16 protein-coding genes are annotated in these 16,018 nt (G+C 59.4%); 4 read left to right on the forward strand and 12 right to left on the reverse strand.

All coding sequences use genetic code 11. The annotated features are described in order from the left end of the window. Nucleotides 1–58 precede the first annotated feature (58 nt). Together HU739_RS12340 and HU739_RS12345 are read left to right on the forward strand one after the other, a co-directional pair. Entirely contained in the window at nucleotides 59–1,258 is a 1,200-nt protein-coding gene (locus tag HU739_RS12340; RefSeq protein WP_186551111.1) for a CaiB/BaiF CoA transferase family protein, read from the forward strand. Continuing rightward, the gene (locus HU739_RS12345) at nucleotides 1,245–2,165 is read left to right on the forward strand and encodes a TIGR02285 family protein (RefSeq protein WP_186551112.1); all 921 of its coding nucleotides are present in this window, start codon (nucleotides 1,245–1,247) and stop codon (nucleotides 2,163–2,165) included. Before HU739_RS12340 ends, HU739_RS12345 begins: the two co-directional genes overlap by 14 nt. A gap of 177 nt (nucleotides 2,166–2,342) precedes the next feature. Here the strand turns inward: HU739_RS12345 and HU739_RS12350 are convergent, their stop codons facing one another. The 12 genes from HU739_RS12350 to ffh form a co-directional block, all read right to left on the reverse strand. Further along, entirely contained in the window at nucleotides 2,343–2,624 is a 282-nt protein-coding gene (locus tag HU739_RS12350) for a DUF3509 domain-containing protein (RefSeq protein WP_186551113.1), read from the reverse strand. A 165-nt stretch (nucleotides 2,625–2,789) separates the two neighbouring features. Continuing rightward, nucleotides 2,790–3,197, reverse strand: a complete 408-nt coding sequence (locus tag HU739_RS12355; RefSeq protein ID WP_186551114.1) for a response regulator — start codon at nucleotides 3,195–3,197, stop codon at nucleotides 2,790–2,792. A gap of 117 nt (nucleotides 3,198–3,314) precedes the next feature. Then, nucleotides 3,315–4,688, reverse strand: coding sequence for a transporter substrate-binding domain-containing protein (locus tag HU739_RS12360; protein WP_186551115.1), 1,374 nt, complete (start codon nucleotides 4,686–4,688; stop codon nucleotides 3,315–3,317). A gap of 120 nt (nucleotides 4,689–4,808) precedes the next feature. Further along, nucleotides 4,809–6,218: a threonine synthase gene (gene thrC, locus HU739_RS12365; RefSeq protein WP_186551116.1), complete on the reverse strand. Its 1,410-nt coding sequence runs from the start codon at nucleotides 6,216–6,218 to the stop codon at nucleotides 4,809–4,811. A gap of 105 nt (nucleotides 6,219–6,323) precedes the next feature. Next, nucleotides 6,324–7,628 carry a homoserine dehydrogenase gene (locus HU739_RS12370; RefSeq protein WP_186551117.1) on the reverse strand — a complete coding sequence of 435 codons (1,305 nt, stop codon included), beginning with the start codon at nucleotides 7,626–7,628 and terminating at the stop codon, nucleotides 6,324–6,326. Between the two features lie 130 nt (nucleotides 7,629–7,758). Beyond that, nucleotides 7,759–8,490, reverse strand: a complete 732-nt coding sequence (dsbC, locus tag HU739_RS12375) for a bifunctional protein-disulfide isomerase/oxidoreductase DsbC (protein ID WP_186551118.1) — start codon at nucleotides 8,488–8,490, stop codon at nucleotides 7,759–7,761. A gap of 254 nt (nucleotides 8,491–8,744) precedes the next feature. Then, complete coding sequence (gene xerD, locus HU739_RS12380; RefSeq protein WP_186551119.1) at nucleotides 8,745–9,641, reverse strand: site-specific tyrosine recombinase XerD; 897 nt, start codon at nucleotides 9,639–9,641, stop codon at nucleotides 8,745–8,747. A 187-nt stretch (nucleotides 9,642–9,828) separates the two neighbouring features. Beyond that, complete coding sequence (rplS, locus tag HU739_RS12385; protein WP_003175895.1) at nucleotides 9,829–10,179, reverse strand: 50S ribosomal protein L19; 351 nt, start codon at nucleotides 10,177–10,179, stop codon at nucleotides 9,829–9,831. A gap of 45 nt (nucleotides 10,180–10,224) precedes the next feature. Continuing rightward, on the reverse strand, nucleotides 10,225–10,977 hold the full coding sequence (trmD, locus tag HU739_RS12390; RefSeq protein WP_090281920.1) for a tRNA (guanosine(37)-N1)-methyltransferase TrmD: 753 nt from the start codon (nucleotides 10,975–10,977) through the stop codon (nucleotides 10,225–10,227). Nucleotides 10,978–10,979: 2 nt separating this feature from the next. Then, nucleotides 10,980–11,516: a ribosome maturation factor RimM gene (rimM, locus tag HU739_RS12395; RefSeq protein WP_186551120.1), complete on the reverse strand. Its 537-nt coding sequence runs from the start codon at nucleotides 11,514–11,516 to the stop codon at nucleotides 10,980–10,982. A 5-nt stretch (nucleotides 11,517–11,521) separates the two neighbouring features. Next, a complete protein-coding gene (rpsP, locus tag HU739_RS12400) occupies nucleotides 11,522–11,773 on the reverse strand; it encodes a 30S ribosomal protein S16 (protein WP_003185073.1) in 252 nt (83 codons plus the stop codon). Nucleotides 11,774–12,022: 249 nt separating this feature from the next. Further along, nucleotides 12,023–13,399 carry a signal recognition particle protein gene (gene ffh, locus HU739_RS12405; protein WP_003221977.1) on the reverse strand — a complete coding sequence of 459 codons (1,377 nt, stop codon included), beginning with the start codon at nucleotides 13,397–13,399 and terminating at the stop codon, nucleotides 12,023–12,025. Nucleotides 13,400–13,609: 210 nt separating this feature from the next. Between ffh and HU739_RS12410 the strand changes: the two genes are divergently transcribed. Together HU739_RS12410 and HU739_RS12415 are read left to right on the forward strand one after the other, a co-directional pair. Further along, nucleotides 13,610–14,422, forward strand: coding sequence for a cytochrome C assembly family protein (locus HU739_RS12410; protein ID WP_186551121.1), 813 nt, complete (start codon nucleotides 13,610–13,612; stop codon nucleotides 14,420–14,422). A gap of 12 nt (nucleotides 14,423–14,434) precedes the next feature. Further along, complete coding sequence (locus HU739_RS12415; RefSeq protein ID WP_186551122.1) at nucleotides 14,435–15,667, forward strand: transporter associated domain-containing protein; 1,233 nt, start codon at nucleotides 14,435–14,437, stop codon at nucleotides 15,665–15,667. The last annotated feature ends 351 nt before the right edge of the window (nucleotides 15,668–16,018 follow it).

Raw genomic sequence — 16,018 nt, forward strand, 5'->3', positions numbered from 1 at the left:
TGACAGCCGGCTATGTTAAAACGCTGTATCCGCACAACGTCGTCCTACAGGATCGAGTATGCCGTTCGCCAACAAACCGCTCAGCGGTGTGAAAGTCATTGAATTGGGTACGCTGATTGCCGGGCCGTTTGCCTCGCGCATTTGCGGCGAGTTCGGCGCTGAAGTCATCAAGATCGAGTCGCCGGACGGCGGTGATCCGCTGCGCAAGTGGCGCAAATTGTACGAAGGGACTTCGTTGTGGTGGTTTGTGCAGGCGCGCAACAAGAAGTCGCTGACGCTCAACCTCAAGCACCCCGACGGTTTGGCGATCCTGAAAAAACTGCTCGGCGAAGCCGATATCCTTATCGAGAATTTCCGCCCCGGCGTGCTGGAAAAACTCGGCCTGGGCTGGGACACCCTGCACACCCTCAATCCAAAACTGGTGATGGTGCGCCTGTCCGGGTTCGGCCAGACCGGCCCGATGAAAGATCAGCCAGGTTTCGGCGCGGTCGGTGAGTCCATGGGCGGCCTGCGTTATATCACCGGCTTCGAGGACCGACCGCCGGTGCGCACCGGGATCTCCATCGGCGATTCGATCGCCGCCCTGTGGGGCGTGATTGGCGCATTGATGGCCCTGCGGCACCGCGAGGTCAACGGCGGGCTTGGCCAAGTGGTCGACGTGGCCTTGTATGAAGCCATTTTCGCCATGATGGAAAGCATGGTGCCGGAGTTCGATGTGTTCGGTTTCATCCGCGAGCGCACCGGCAACATCATGCCCGGCATCACGCCCTCCTCGATCCACACCAGCGCCGACGGCAAACACGTGCAGATTGGCGCCAACGGCGATGCGATCTTCAAGCGCTTCATGCTGATCATCGGCCGCGAAGACCTCGCCAATGACCCGACGCTGACCAGCAATGACGGGCGCGACAATCGCCGCAACGAGTTGTACGGCGTGATCGATCGTTGGGTCAATTCGTTGCCGCTGCAAAGCGTGCTCGAGCTGCTCAATCAGGCCGAGGTGCCGGCCAGCCGGATCTTCAGCGCCGAGGATATGTTCAGCGATCCTCAGTACCTGGCCCGGGAAATGTTCCTGCACGCCAAGCTGCCCGACGGAAAGGACTTCAAGATGCCGGGCATCGTGCCGAAACTCTCTGAAACACCAGGCAGTTCCGAATGGGTCGGACCGCAGCTGGGTGAACACAATGCGCAGGTACTGCACGACCTTGGCTACGACGAAAAACAGATCGCCCGGTTGCGCGAAGATGGCGCCATTTGAGCTGAGCCCCCTCCAGACATCCGGCAACAACCGAGCCCGTCACGGGTGGACATGGCGGCTGTTCGGCCTGATGTTTCTGCTCACCGTGTCGGCCGGAGCGCAGGCGAAACCGACCTTGATCTGGCTGCTGCGCGACTTGCCGCCGATGACGATACTGGAGGGTCCGAAACAGGGCCAGGGCGTGATCGATCAACTGATACCGCTGTTGATCGCCGGCATGCCGCAATATGAACATTCACTGATGCGAGTCAACCGCGCGCGTGGCCTGCAAATGCTCCATGAAAACCCCTTTGCCTGCGATCCGGCGCTGCTGTGGAGCCGCGCGCGCGCGCAATGGATTGCCTATTCGATCCCGGCCGTTCGCGCCGTAAGCAATGGACTGGTGGTTCGTCAGCAGGATCGAAACATGCTCAAGCCCTATCTGGTAGCGGGCGAGGTCAACCTGTCCGACCTGTTGGCGGGTGGCGAGCGAAAAGTCGGCGTAGTCGCCGGGCGCAGCTATGGTGAATTTCTCGACAGCGTCCTCGACAACGCCCCGGGCAGCGCGCTGACCGTCCATTACGCTGACGATGCGCTGAGCAATCTGCTGTCCATGCAGCGTATGGGTCGACTGCATCTGGTGATGGGCTATTGGCCGGAAATCCGCTATCAGGCGAAACAGGCGCAGATTACCGAGGATGAGCTGGCGTTTTACTCGATCCAGGGCACCGAGAAATATCTCTCCAGCTACGTCGGCTGTTCCGATACAAAGCTGGGACGGCAGGCCATCAAGGAGATCAACCGGTTGCTCCGCGCCCTGCCCCGCGAGCCGCTGGACCAGCGCTACGCCGCGTGGCTGGACCCTGAGCGCCAAATCGATTATCTGGAACACGCCCGGGCATTTTTCAAGGATCAGGCTGCCCGATGAACAAACGCCGGGCAAAAAGAAACCCCGAGTAGTGGGGAGACAACCCGGGGTTAAACGTGGTCTGTAAAAAGACCCGTAGCAGCAAGCGACAAGCACCGGAGCACAATGCTTGATCCTGCTGTTATGGGGTCTGACTGACAGGGATGCAGGAAGGTTCCCACAAAATAAATTTCATCTTCAGAGCAGCGCACGCTTGTCCAGCGCTGCATTGCGTAACGCTGCAATGACGCAGGGTTCCAGCCGTCCTTCGGCAATCATCACGTCACGGTGCAAGCCATCGACGACATCCGTCAGCAAGCGTTTGTCGCTTAACTGGGCCTGATTGAATTCGCGCTCAACGACAATCGCGCCGTTGCTGTTCTTCAGGGTGACCAGGCATTCGCCATGGCTGCCGCGAGGGGTCAACGTCACGTGATACGGGCTCAGAGCCTCACCGAGCAATAGACTGATACTTTCCATCTCGATCTCCACTCAATAGTCCGAAAACATTGTGCCTGGGGCGTGCTCACAATAAGTGACCATCGGCCCGAGAAGAAAGTTCTGCCTGCAGGCGCCTCGATCCGGGCGTGGCGCCGGCCTGACAGAGCATGCCTTGCGAAGATTACAGAACAAAAACGACCCGCTTCAAGCCCCGACAGGCTGCAACGGGGTCAACAGGTAGTTGTCCAGCAGGCCTCGCATCAATACCGCCGAGACCGGCGTTTGCAGGCGCCCAAGCAGGCGCAGGCGATGCTCGTACAACAAGGGTTCGAGATCGCTCAGCAGGCTCGCGGCGACCGAGCCCAGCAGGATCAGGGCACGCGCCTCCTGCTCGACCGCCAGATGCCGGATCAGGGCCAGGCCCTCGCCGCCCTTGAGCTGCGGATCACAAATGGCGATGTCCACCGCACCGCGATGCCCCAGCGAACACATGGCCGAGGCCAGCGACGGCGCCGTCAGTACGTCATAAATGCCAACGGCATTGAGCATTTGGTGCAATGCCATCAGCTGGAACGGGTTAGGTTCGAATATCAGGACTTTAAGCGAGCGCATGGGCGACCTCTGGAACGACAATCGCGGACTCTCACCGCATTTGTCGTTCACTCTAGGGCAGGCGTCTTAAGCCTCCCATCAGAAAAGTAGCCGCGTCTTATAGGACATTTCCCATCTTCAATGCAGACAACGACACCCACTCTCTACCCGACGCTGGGTGATGTCCGTCCAGCCTCCCAGCAATCCGCGTAATTTGCCGTCGGCACTGTAAAACGGCACCGTCCACTGATAGACCTCGCGCGGCCCGCTCTTGAACTGCAACTGACGATTACTGAAGCGCGCTTTACGCGTGCGCAGTTGCACCATGAACTCATCGTGCAGCGTCCTTGCGGTGGTTTCCGGCAGCGCGTCGACCTCGAACAACAGCCGTCCTTGCACTTGATCCAGGCGAACCGAGAGCGCCTCTTCGTAACTGCGATTACACAGAATCAAGCGTCCCTGCAGGTCACGCACGAACAGCGGATCGGGCATTGAATCGATCAACGCCTGCTGAAACGCCAGTTGATCGCTCAGATCCTTTTCCGCTTCGCGGCGCAGCTTGATCACCGCCGTCAACCGCCGGTTCCACACCAATGACAGCAGACCGAACAGCCCCAGCCCGCCCATTCCCCAAAAGCCCCACTGTGTCAGCCGTTGACTGACCGACGGCACGGGCACCGGGGTGATGCCCTCCAGCCACTTCAGGCGAATGGATCGCAGTTCAGCGGCGGGAAACGCCTCCAGCGCCTTGTTGAGAATGCTCAGCAGCACCGGCAAGCCCTTGCGTACGGCCAAGTGGTCGGCCTCCCATTTGCCTTCGACCAGTCCGCCGACCTTGAGCAAGCCCAGCGGATAAAGCTGCGCGCCGATCTCGTTTTCGATGGTCGCGTAGGCTTCGCCACTCTCGACGAGCGCCCGGGCCTCGGCGTAGGTTTTGACCGAGCGTATGTTTATCGCCGGATAGTCACGCCGGATCACGTCTTCCAGAGCATGCCGCGCCGGTAGCACCACTGTGCGCTGGCTCAGTTGTTCAAACGACTCCACCGCCGGCGCGCCGGAGCGCCCGACAAATACCCAGCCCGCCCCGCCGAAGGCATGGCTGAAATCCAGGAACAGCTTGCGCTCATCGCTCATCGCCAACGTTGTGCTGATATCTGCCGACCCGCTTTCGAGGCGTTCGAGCATGTGATCGGTGGAGAACGACTCCTGATGCTCGAATTGCAGTCCGGTCATCGCGCTGACGCGTTTGAGTACGTCGTTGTTGAGGCCACTCCAATGTCCGTGCTCATCCTGAAACAGATACAAAGGGTACTGCACCGAGGCCACCGCCACTGTAGGGTTTTCACGAATCCATTGACGCTCATGCTCTTCCAGCTCGATAGGCTCAATATCGCTGGCCACAGCTTCCCCATGCAACGCCAACTGCGCCGCCATCCCTGCCTGCCCCCAGCCGAGCACTGCCAATAACAACAACCAGCCCAGTGCCGGTTTAACACCTCTATAAAACCGCATTGCCACTTCCTTCGTGATCGGCTCACCCGTCCTTCGAGGGTGAAAACCCGAGCAGTGTGGCAGCAGAAACAAAAAAGCCCGTCAGGAGACGGGCTTCAAAATGTGACAGCTTTTGCAGGCTTAGAGCGGTTTGCCGCGGTTGCCATGCTGGCTGACAAAGGCCTGCACGGCTTTCAGCTCGTTTGGCAGAACAGTGCAGCGCTCGTTTCGCTCAAACAAATCAGAAAGATGTGCAGGTAGTTCGAGCGCTTTTCCTACACCGGCTTTCTCCACGGCGTCCGGGAACTTGACCGGGTGGGCGGTGCCGAGAATGACCATCGGGATGTCCAGGCTGCGACGACATTCGCGCGCGGCCTTCACACCGATGGCAGTGTGCGGGTCAAGGACTTCACCCGTCTGCTCGTAGACTTCAGCGATGGTTTCGCAGGTCTGCGCATCGTCTACGGCCAGTGAGTCGAACAGCTTGCGCGCTTCGGTCCAGCGCTCTTGCTCGACGCTGAAGCTGCCGTCCTTTTTGAACGAGTTCATCAGGCCGGCAATCGCCGCACCATTGCGACCGTGCAGGTCGAACAGCAGGCGTTCGAAGTTCGACGACACCATGATGTCCATCGATGGCGACAGCGTGGCGTGCAGGGTTTCCTTGACGTACTGATTGCCGCTCATGAAGCGGTGCAGGATGTCGTTGCGGTTGGTGGCGACGATCAACTGGTTGATCGGCAGGCCCATGTTGCGCGCCAGGTAACCGGCGAAGATGTCGCCGAAGTTGCCGGTCGGCACCGAGAACGACACCGAACGTGCCGGCCCGCCCAACTGCAGGGCAGCGTGGAAGTAGTAGACGATCTGGGCCATGATCCGCGCCCAGTTGATCGAATTCACCGCCACCAGACGCGTGCCCTTGAGGAAGCTCTGGTCGGCGAAGCTGGCCTTGACCATTTCCTGGCAGTCATCGAAGTTGCCTTCGATGGCGATGTTGTGAATGTTCTCGCCGAAAATCGTCGTCATCTGCCGACGCTGCACTTCCGACACACGGTTGTGCGGGTGCAGGATGAAGATGTCGACGTTTTCGCAGTGCTTGCAACCTTCGATGGCGGCCGAACCGGTATCACCGGAAGTGGCACCGACGATCACCACGCGCTCGCCGCGTTTTTCCAGCACGTAGTCGAGCAGGCGACCGAGCAGTTGCAGGGCGAAGTCCTTGAACGCCAGGGTCGGGCCGTGGAACAGCTCCATCACCCATTCATTGCCGTTGAGCTGACGCAGCGGGGCGACGGCGCTGTGGGCGAACACACCGTAGGTTTCTTCAAGAATCTTTTTGAAATCGGCGTCCGGAATGCTGCCGGTGACGAACGGGCGCATCACCCGGAAAGCCAGTTCGTGATACGGCAGGCCGGCCCAGGAAGCGATTTCTTCCTGGGTGAAACGTGGCAGGTTTTCCGGAACGTACAGACCGCCGTCGGTCGCGAGACCGGCCAGCAGGACGTCTTCGAAATTCAGGGCCGGTGCCTGGCCGCGAGTACTGATATAACGCATAGGGGCAAACCTTTGGTTTGAGCTGCAAGCGGTAAGCTGCAAGCTACAAGTGAAAAGCGGCTGTGCTTTTACTTGCAGCTTGAAGCTTGAAGCTTGCCGCTGCTGTTAATTCAAATGTTCGACACGGATCCGTACGACCGGGCCGTCGACACCCGCCAGCGCTTCAAGGGCGGCGATCGCATCGTTGATGCGCTGCTCCACCACGCGGTGGGTCAGCAGGATCATCGGCACCAGACCATCATGCTCTTCGACTTCTTTCTGCATGATCGATTCGATATTGATGCCGCGCTCCGAGAGGATGCTCGCCACCTGTGCCAGTACGCCCGGATGGTCCTTGGCCTGAATGCGCAGGTAATACGCGCTTTCGCAGGCTTCGATCGGCAGGATCGGATGGGCCGACAGCGAATCCGGCTGGAAGGCCAGGTGCGGCACACGGTTTTCCGGATCGGACGTCATGGCGCGAACCACGTCGACCAGGTCGGCGATCACCGACGACGCCGTCGGCTCCATGCCGGCGCCGGCGCCGTAGAACAGCGTCGAACCGGCCGCATCACCGTTGACCATCACCGCGTTCATCACGCCGTTGACGTTGGCGATCAGGCGATCGGCCGGAATCAGCGTCGGGTGAACGCGCAGTTCAATGCCCGCGTCAGTGCTGCGCGCGACACCGAGGTGCTTGATGCGATACCCCAGCGCTTCGGCGTAATTGACGTCAGCGGTGGTCAGCCTGGTGATGCCTTCGGTGTAAGCCTTGTCGAATTGCAGCGGAATACCGAATGCGATCGATGCCAGAATCGTCAGTTTGTGCGCGGCGTCGATGCCTTCGACATCGAAGGTCGGATCGGCTTCGGCATAGCCCAGCGCCTGCGCTTCGGCGAGCACGTCTTCGAACGTACGGCCCTTCTCGCGCATTTCGGTGAGGATGAAGTTGCCGGTACCGTTGATGATCCCTGCGACCCAATTGATGCGGTTGGCCGACAGGCCTTCACGAATCGCCTTGATCACCGGAATGCCACCGGCCACTGCTGCTTCGAATGCCACGATCACGCCTTTCTCGCGTGCCTTGGCGAAAATCTCATTACCGTGAACGGCTATCAGCGCCTTGTTCGCGGTGACCACATGCTTGCCATTCTCGATGGCCTTGAGTACCAGCTCGCGGGCAACGGTGTAGCCGCCCATCAGCTCTATGACGATGTCGATCTCAGGGTTCGTGGCCACTTCGAAGACATCGTTGGTAATCGCAATACCGGTCGTCTGGAACTGAGGCTTTGGCGTGCGCATGGCAATTTGTGCCACTTCGATTCCACGCCCGGCACGACGAGCAATTTCCTCGGCGTTGCGCTGAAGTACGTTGAAGGTCCCGCCACCGACGGTCCCTAACCCACAGATGCCTACTTTGACCGGATTCACTGTGAACTCCCCATGAAACGGCCGACTCGAGGTCGGCCGGAAAACAACCGCGTGCTCGCGGCTCTCTATTAATGGCCCGGTGAAGTGACCACCGGACCATGATCGTCAAGGCTGACCGTGACGATGCGAATTACTTCGCGCCCAGCGCCAGTTTGGCGACTTGTGGCGCAGGCTGGTAGCCCGGAATGACTTGTCCGTCGGCCAAAACGATGGCCGGTGTACCGTTCACGCCGATCGACTGACCGAGGGCGAACTGTTTGGAAACCGGGTTATCGCACTTGGCGGCCTTGATTTCCTTGCCATCGACCATTTTGTCCATGGCAGCTTTCTTGTCTTTCGAGCACCACACGGCTTGCAACTGCTCGTCACCTGGCGAATTCAGGCCCTGACGCGGGAACGCCACGTAGCGCACTTCGATGCCGCGCTTGTTCAGCTCGGGCACTTCAGCGTGCAGTTTGTGGCAGTACGGGCAGGTGGTGTCGGTGAACACGGTGATGTGCGATTTGGTCTCGCCCACGGCCGGGTAGACCACGGTTTCGGCCACCGGGATGGCGTTGATCAGTTTGGAAATGCCCAGGCGTTCGGTCTTCTCGGTCAGGTTGACCGGTTTGCCGTCCTTGAGCTGGTACAGGTTGCCCTGAACGATGTACTGACCATCGGCGCTGGCGTACAACACGCGGCTGCCCTTGAGCTTGACTTCGTACATGCCTGGCAGCGGGCTTGAATGGATGCTTTCTACCGGAACCTCGAGTTCGAGTTTTTCCAGGCTTTGACGAATGGCTTTGTCGGCCGCGTCATCGGCGACGGCAAAGGTGCTCGCCAACGCAATGGCGGCGGCGGCGAAAATCTGGGTCAGACGCATGAGAACTCCTGAAGGCGGACAAATGGAACGTTCAGAACGCCCGTGCGAAACACCGGGTCATGACCGTCCATCGTGCAAACCGGGAAAGCCTAACACATAAGGCCACGGCGGCCGAATGCGCCTGTCGCCACACTTTCAGGACTGCACAGCTCCTTGTGGGAGCGAGCCTGCTCGCGAAAGCGGTGTGTCAGCTAAATGAACGCTGACTGAAACTCCCTCTTCGCGAGCAGGCTCACTCCCACAGGGATCTGTGTTCAGCCGCGCGGGTGGTGTTTGGCGTGCAGGTCTTGCAGGCGGGCGCGGGCGACGTGGGTGTAAATCTGGGTTGTGGACAAGTCGCTGTGCCCGAGCAACATCTGCACCACGCGCAGGTCTGCACCGTGGTTGAGCAGGTGCGTGGCGAACGCATGGCGCAAGGTGTGCGGCGACAGCGACTTGCCGATCCCGGCGACCTTGGCCTGATGCTTGATCCGGTGCCAGAAAGTCTGGCGAGTCATCTGCTCACCGCGCTGGCTGGGGAACAGCACATCGCTGGGCCGGCCACCAAGCAGTTCACCGCGACCGTCACGCATGTAGCGTTCGACCCAGACAATCGCCTCCTCGCCCATCGGCACCAAGCGCTCCTTGCTGCCCTTGCCCATCACCCGTAATACACCTTGGCGCAGGTTGACCTGTTCCAGTGTCAGACTGACCAGTTCAGTCACGCGCAAACCACAGGCATACAGCACCTCAAGCATGGCGCGGTCACGCTGGCCGATGGCTTCGCTCAGATCCGGCGCCTTGAGCAGCGCTTCGACGTCGGCTTCCGACAGGGATTTGGGCAATGGCCTACCGAGTTGCGGCATGTCGACGCGTAACGTCGGATCGACGCTGATCAGCTTTTCCCGGAGCAGATAGCGATAAAAGCCACGCACCCCGGAGAGGAATCTCGCGGTCGAGCGTGGCTTGTAGTTTTGCTCCAGACGCCACGACAGGTGGTCGAGAATCAATTCCCGGCCGGCGTTGATCAGTTCAAGGTTTTTCTCCTGCAACCAGCCGTTGAATAGCGCAAGGTCGCTGCGATAGGCGTCGCGGGTGTTGTCGGACAGGCCTTTCTCCAGCCATAAGGCGTCGAGGAATTGATCAATCAGCGGATGGTCGATGGCAGGCATGGATACTCAGGGCAGGGCTTTTTCGCGCGGCGCGCAAATAGACAGTGAATGGGCGTCAGTCTTTCATAGCCGGCCAGATCAAGGAACAGCGAGATTCGCTGAACGAGGCGTTCGAGATGGATTTGCTAAATCGCAGGCAACAAAAAAGCAGCCCGCAGGCTGCTTTTTTCTGCATCGGAAGCTGGACTTAAGCCAGTTTTTCCTTGATGCGAGCTGCTTTACCCGACAGGTCACGCAGGTAGTACAGCTTGGCTTTACGTACGTCACCGCGACGCTTGACAGCCATGCTGTCGATTTGCGGCGAGTAGGTCTGGAAAGTACGTTCTACGCCAACACCGTTGGAGATTTTACGAACGGTGAACGCACTGTTCACGCCGCGGTTACGCTTGGCGATGACAACGCCTTCGAACGCTTGCAGACGGGAACGATCGCCTTCCTTCACTTTCACCTGAACGACAATAGTGTCGCCTGGGGCGAAGGTAGGGATTTCTTTGGTCATCTGCTCTGCTTCGAGTGCAAGGATGATTTTGTTGGTCATGCTGTGCTCCTAAGGTAAATCGTTCGATCTACCATCGATACGTTGTTAACTATCGTCCCGCTCGCGGATGTATTCCTCGAGCAGCTTCTTCTCTTCTCCAGAAAGCGAGCGGCTTTCCAGAAGATCGGCGCGTCGTTCATAGGTCCGACCAAGGGACTGCTGTAAACGCCAACGCCGGATATGCGCGTGATTGCCACTTAGCAACACGTCGGGAACACGCTGATCCGCATACACCTCCGGTCGGGTGTAGTGCGGGCAATCCAGCAGACCATCCGTAAAGGAATCTTCCTCAGCGGAATCCGCATGCCCTAAAGCTCCGGGCAGCAGTCGTGTAACCGCATCGATCAGGACCATGGCCGGCAGCTCGCCGCCAGACAATACATAGTCGCCAATCGACCACTCTTCATCGACATGAGCCTCAATAAAGCGCTCGTCAATGCCTTCGTAACGGCCGGCAATCAGGATCAATGCATCCGATTGTGCCAGCTCGCGTACCGCCGACTGAGTCAGTTGACGGCCTTGGGGGGACAGGTAAATTACCTTCGCCGCCTCCCCGGCTGCTGCCTTGGCCTGAACCAGAGCATCTTCCAGGGGCTTGATCTTCATCACCATGCCCGGACCACCGCCAAACGGGCGATCGTCCACAGTGTGATGCCGATCCGTCGTGTAATCTCGCGGATTCCAGCAGGTCAGCTGCAACAGCCCCTGCTTGACCGCACGACTGGTGATGCCGTAATCGCCAATGGCAGAAAACATCTCGGGAAACAGACTGATCACTTCTACGCGCAAGTTAGCCACGTTTAGAAGTCCGCGTCCCAATCCACCTTCATCTCGCCCGCGGCCAGGTCGACGGCCAACACGCATTGCTCGGTATAGGGCAACAGGCGTTCGCGATCATCCAGGCTGCCAGCGCAAGGCTTGACGACCATTACATCATTGGCGCCGGTTTCCAGAAGATGATCGATTTTCCCGAGCAGTTGCCCAAGGGTGTCGATGACCTTCAGACCTTCCAGCTGGTACCAGTAGTACTCGCCATCGGTCAACTCAGCGAACAGGTTGCGCGGCACGCAGATCTCATAACCGGCCAGAAGACGAGCTTCTTCACGATCATCGAGACCCTTGAGCTTGGCGACCAGGAACTTGTCGCTCCCGCGTCCACTGACCAGCTCGACCTGTTTGACATTGCCTTCGCGCTTGAGCGTCCAGGTTTTGTACTGCAACAGGTTTTCAGTCGGATCAGTAAAGGAATACACCTTCACTTCGCCGCGAACGCCATGAACAGAATAAATTTTGCCAATAACGATCAAATCATCGGCAGCAGCAGGCGTCGCGTTCATATTGCTCAGGCCGCAGCCTTGGCAGATTCCTTCAACAACTGAGCAACGCGCTCAGAAGGTTGTGCACCAACGCTCAGCCAGTAGGCAACGCGCTCTTGGTTCACGGACAGACGGATTTCCTGACCACGGGCAACAGGGTTGAAGAAACCAACCTGCTCTTTGTGGGAGCCGTCACGCGGGTTACGCGAGTCGGTTACGGTCAGGTGGTAAAACGGGCGCTTTTTGGAGCCGCCAAGGGCAAGACGGATTGTTAGCATGTGAACATCATTCCTGTAGTCGGTGCTGCAAATCTAAATGCACAGCGGGCATGGGTGCCCGAAAGGCCGCATATTCTAAGGAATATCCGGACTTTTGCAAATGACTTTTTCCGGCGCCTGTGGCATGCCGTGCAGATTTGCATAGAGAGCCGTCGGTTAAAACGGCCAGTCAGCTCCCGCCGAGTGCGGGTTTGCTGTTGATCCCGCATCCTTGCGGGGCCTGCGCCGGTGCGACGACCGGCCAGTTAGTTACATTTTTGGCATACCGCCGCCGGGCAACATACCGCCCATGCCGCGCATCATTTTTGCCATACCGCCCTTGGCGGTGAATTTCTTCATCATCTTCTGCATCTGCTTGTGCTGCTTGATCAAGCGACCGATGTCCTGCACCTGAGTGCCGGAGCCCATGGCGATCCGGCGCTTGCGCGAACCGCTGATCAGCTCAGGGTCGCGGCGCTCGGCCGGGGTCATGGAATTGATGATGGCTTCCATCTGTTTGAATTGCTTTTCTGCGGCGTTCTGGGCATTGCCCATCTGCGACAGATTCACCCCGCCGATGCTCGGCAGCTTGTCCATGAGCCCGCCAAGGCCGCCCATGTTCTTCATTTGTTGCAGCTGATCGCGGAAGTCTTCGAGGTCGAAGCCCTTGCCCTTCTTCAGCTTCTTGGCCAGCTTGTCGGCCTTGTCCTTGTCGAGGGTCGCTTCGGCCTGTTCGATCAGGCTGAGCACGTCGCCCATGCCGAGGATCCGCGAGGCGATCCGCTCAGGGTGGAACGGATCGAGCGCTTCGCTCTTCTCGCCCATACCGATGAACTTGATCGGCTTGCCGGTGATGGCGCGCACCGACAGCGCGGCACCGCCACGGGCATCGCCGTCGACCTTGGTCAGGATCACACCGGTCAGCGGCAGTGCATCACCGAAGGCCTTGGCCGTGTTGGCGGCGTCCTGACCGGTCATGGCGTCGACCACGAACAGGGTTTCGACCGGGTTGATCGCGGCGTGCAGCGCCTTGATCTCGCCCATCATCTCTTCGTCGATGTGCAGACGACCGGCGGTATCGACGATGACCACGTCGATGAATTTCAGTTTTGCTTCTTTAATAGCAGCAGTGGCGATGTCGACCGGCTTCTGGCTCAGGTCGGACGGGAAGAACGTCACGCCGATGTCGTTGGCCAGGGTCTCCAGCTGCTTGATCGCCGCCGGACGGTAGATATCCGCCGACACGACCATCACCGACTTCTTCTTGCGCTCTTTAAGGAAGCGCGCCAGCTTGCCGGCGGTGGTGGTTTTACCCGCGCCCTGCAGACCGGCCATCAGAATCACCGCCGGCGGCACGGCGCTCAGGTTCAGGTCTTCGTTGGCCGCGCCCATCAGGCTTTCGAGTTCGGCCTGGACGATCTTCACGAACGCCTGGCCCGGCGTCAGGCTGCGCGACACCTCAGTGCCGACAGCGCGCTCCTTGACCGAATTGACGAAGTCCTTGACGACCGGCAGCGCGACGTCAGCTTCAAGCAACGCCATGCGCACTTCACGCAGGGTGTCTTTGATGTTGTCCTCGGTCAGCTTCGCCTTGCCGGTGACATGGCGCAGCGTCTGCGAGAGACGGTCGGTTAAGTTTTCAAACATTGCGCGATCCTTTCAGGCCCTGTACAGACCGGGATAATGGCGGCCCAGACCGGAATCAACATGTGCTCGGCGAGCCTGCGGCGTGGGCAGGTCGCGGATTATAGCGAAGACTGCGGCCGGCGGACACCTCGCTGTCAGCTTGCTGAGTCTTTCGTGCGATAGCGGTTCTATGCCAAACTCAGCCCCTTTCGGGCTTGCCTAACAGGATTTATGCTCCCCTTGTCACCCAGTTTGCTGACCACCCTCGCCGCCGCCCTTCTTTATGCCGCTGCGACCCTTTATCAGAGCACCCGTCTGGCCACCGGCGCCAAGGCGAACAAGCGCCTGCTGGTTACCCTCGGCGTCCTCGCCGTCGTGGCCCACGGCGCCAGCTTGCTCACGCATCTGCTGACCCCGATCGGCCTGGGCCTGGATTTCTTCAGCGCCTCCAGCCTGATTGCCGCAGCGGTGATCGCCCTGACCCTGCTCGCCTGTTCACGGATCCCGGTGGAGAACCTGCTGGTGCTGCTGTTTCCGCTGGGCGCCATCACCGTGCTGCTGGCGCAGTTCGCGCCGACCGGCACGGTGCAGATCATTGATGAAGAACCGGGCATCCTCGCCCATATTCTGCTGTCGATCCTCGCCTACGGCATGTTCACCATCGCGGTGTTCCAAGCGTTGTTGCTGCTGGTCCAGGACCACCAGCTCAAGCACAAGCACCCGTCCGGACTGATCAAGAACTTCCCGCCGCTGCAAACCATGGAAAGCCTGCTGTTCGGCTTCCTCTGGGCCGGCTGGACGCTGCTGTCGCTGTCGCTGATCTCCGGCTGGCTGTTCGTCGAGAATCTGTTTGCCCAGCACCTGGTGCACAAGACCTTGCTGGCGTGCCTGGCGTGGATCGTGTTCAGCGTGCTGCTGTGGGGCCGCAATCGTCTTGGCTGGCGCGGCCACAAGGCGATTCGCTGGACCCTCGCCGGTTTCTGCCTGCTGATGCTGGCGTATTTCGGCAGCAAACTGGTTCGTGAATACATTCTGCACATCTGACGGGCGGCATAAATGGACGGTTTGCCCATAGGGCCGATGCTCGCGGTATTTGTCCTGCTGATTTTGTGGTCGGGACTGTTTACCGCCGTCGAAATCGCGCAGCAGCATCTGCTCGCGCAACGCACCGCCTCGCGCGCCAGCGATAAGCCGCTGGCGAAGCTGAGCTTCCCGCTCGACAGCCTGATCCTGTGCAACACCCTGTGTCGCGCGCTTGCGGTAATCATCGCAACGTTGCTGGCGATTTTCCTTTGTGAAGAAAACGGTCCATGGGCGGCTTGCCTCGGCGCGGGCGCCATCCTGCTGGTGTTTGCCGATTATTTCCCGCGCACCGTTGCCCGGCGCTATCCCGATGCGGTGCTGACGTTCGGCAATGCCCTGCTGGCGGTGCCACTGCGAATCGTCTACCCGTTCGCCTGGCTATTCAGCCGTCTGAGCGCTTTGCTGATGACGCCGTTCACGCGCAAGACTCAGGTCGTGCAACAGAGTGAGGACGACCTGCCGGCCGATCATCAGGATGATTCCGAACACCCGGTTCGCGCCCATCCGGTGTCGGGCATCCACGCGCTGGAAAACATCACGGTCAATGACATTCTGGTCCCGCGCAGTGACGTCGACGGCATCAACCTTGACGATTCGATCGAAGAAATCATTGAGCAACTGCGCCACAACAGGCGCACGCGCCTGCCGCTGTTTCACAGCGACATCAATCAGGTCGAAGCGGTCCTCAACACCCGCCAGATCGGCCACTTGCTGAACAACGGCCAACTGACCCGCGAAGCACTGCTGGCGGCCAGTTACGAGCCGTACTTCGTCCCGGAAAGCACGCCGTTGCAACTGCAGTTGCTGAACTTTCACAAACAGCAGCGGCGCCTGGGCATGGTGGTCGACGAGTACGGCGAAGTGCTGGGTATCGTCACGCTGGAAGATATTCTTGAAGAGATCGTCGGCGAATTCGAAAGCGAACACAGCCTCGAAAACCCGCACATTCATCCACAAGCCGACGGGCGCATGGTGATCGATGGCGCCGCCTCGATCCGCGAACTGAACAAGTGCCTGGGCTGGCATTTGCCGAGCGATGGTCCGAAGACGCTGAATGGTCTGGTGACCGAAGCGCTGGAGACCATTCCGGAGAGTGCGGTTTGTCTGAAGATTGGCCGTTATCGCCTGGAAATCCTTGAGACCGAAGAGAACCGGGTGAGCAAGGTGTTGATCTGGCTTACGAGCCTGGCACCCGCCAAGGCCTAAGCCCTGTGGCGAGGGAGCTTGCTCCCGCCAAGGTCTAAGCCTTGTGGCGAGGGAGCTTGCTCCCGCTCGGGCGCGCAGCGGCCGCAAAATAGCGGCACCACATCAATAGATAGGGCTGCTTCGCAACCCAGCGGGAGCAAGCTCCCTCGCCACATCATCATTTGCCTGCAGAATGGGCGAAGCTTTAATTGCGCTTGTTCGATTGTTAGCCCCCTTCCTATAATCGAGGCGCTTACCCAAGCGCCGTCGATCCCTGTGCTTACCCGGCACTCCATGGATCCCGACTGTTTCCGCTACACACCGACGACTGTTCCTACTCGAAACAGCGATCGCGCCTCATCCCACATCCCT

The sequence above is a fragment of the Pseudomonas hamedanensis genome (genome assembly GCF_014268595.2).
Taxonomy (GTDB): domain Bacteria; phylum Pseudomonadota; class Gammaproteobacteria; order Pseudomonadales; family Pseudomonadaceae; genus Aquipseudomonas; species Aquipseudomonas hamedanensis.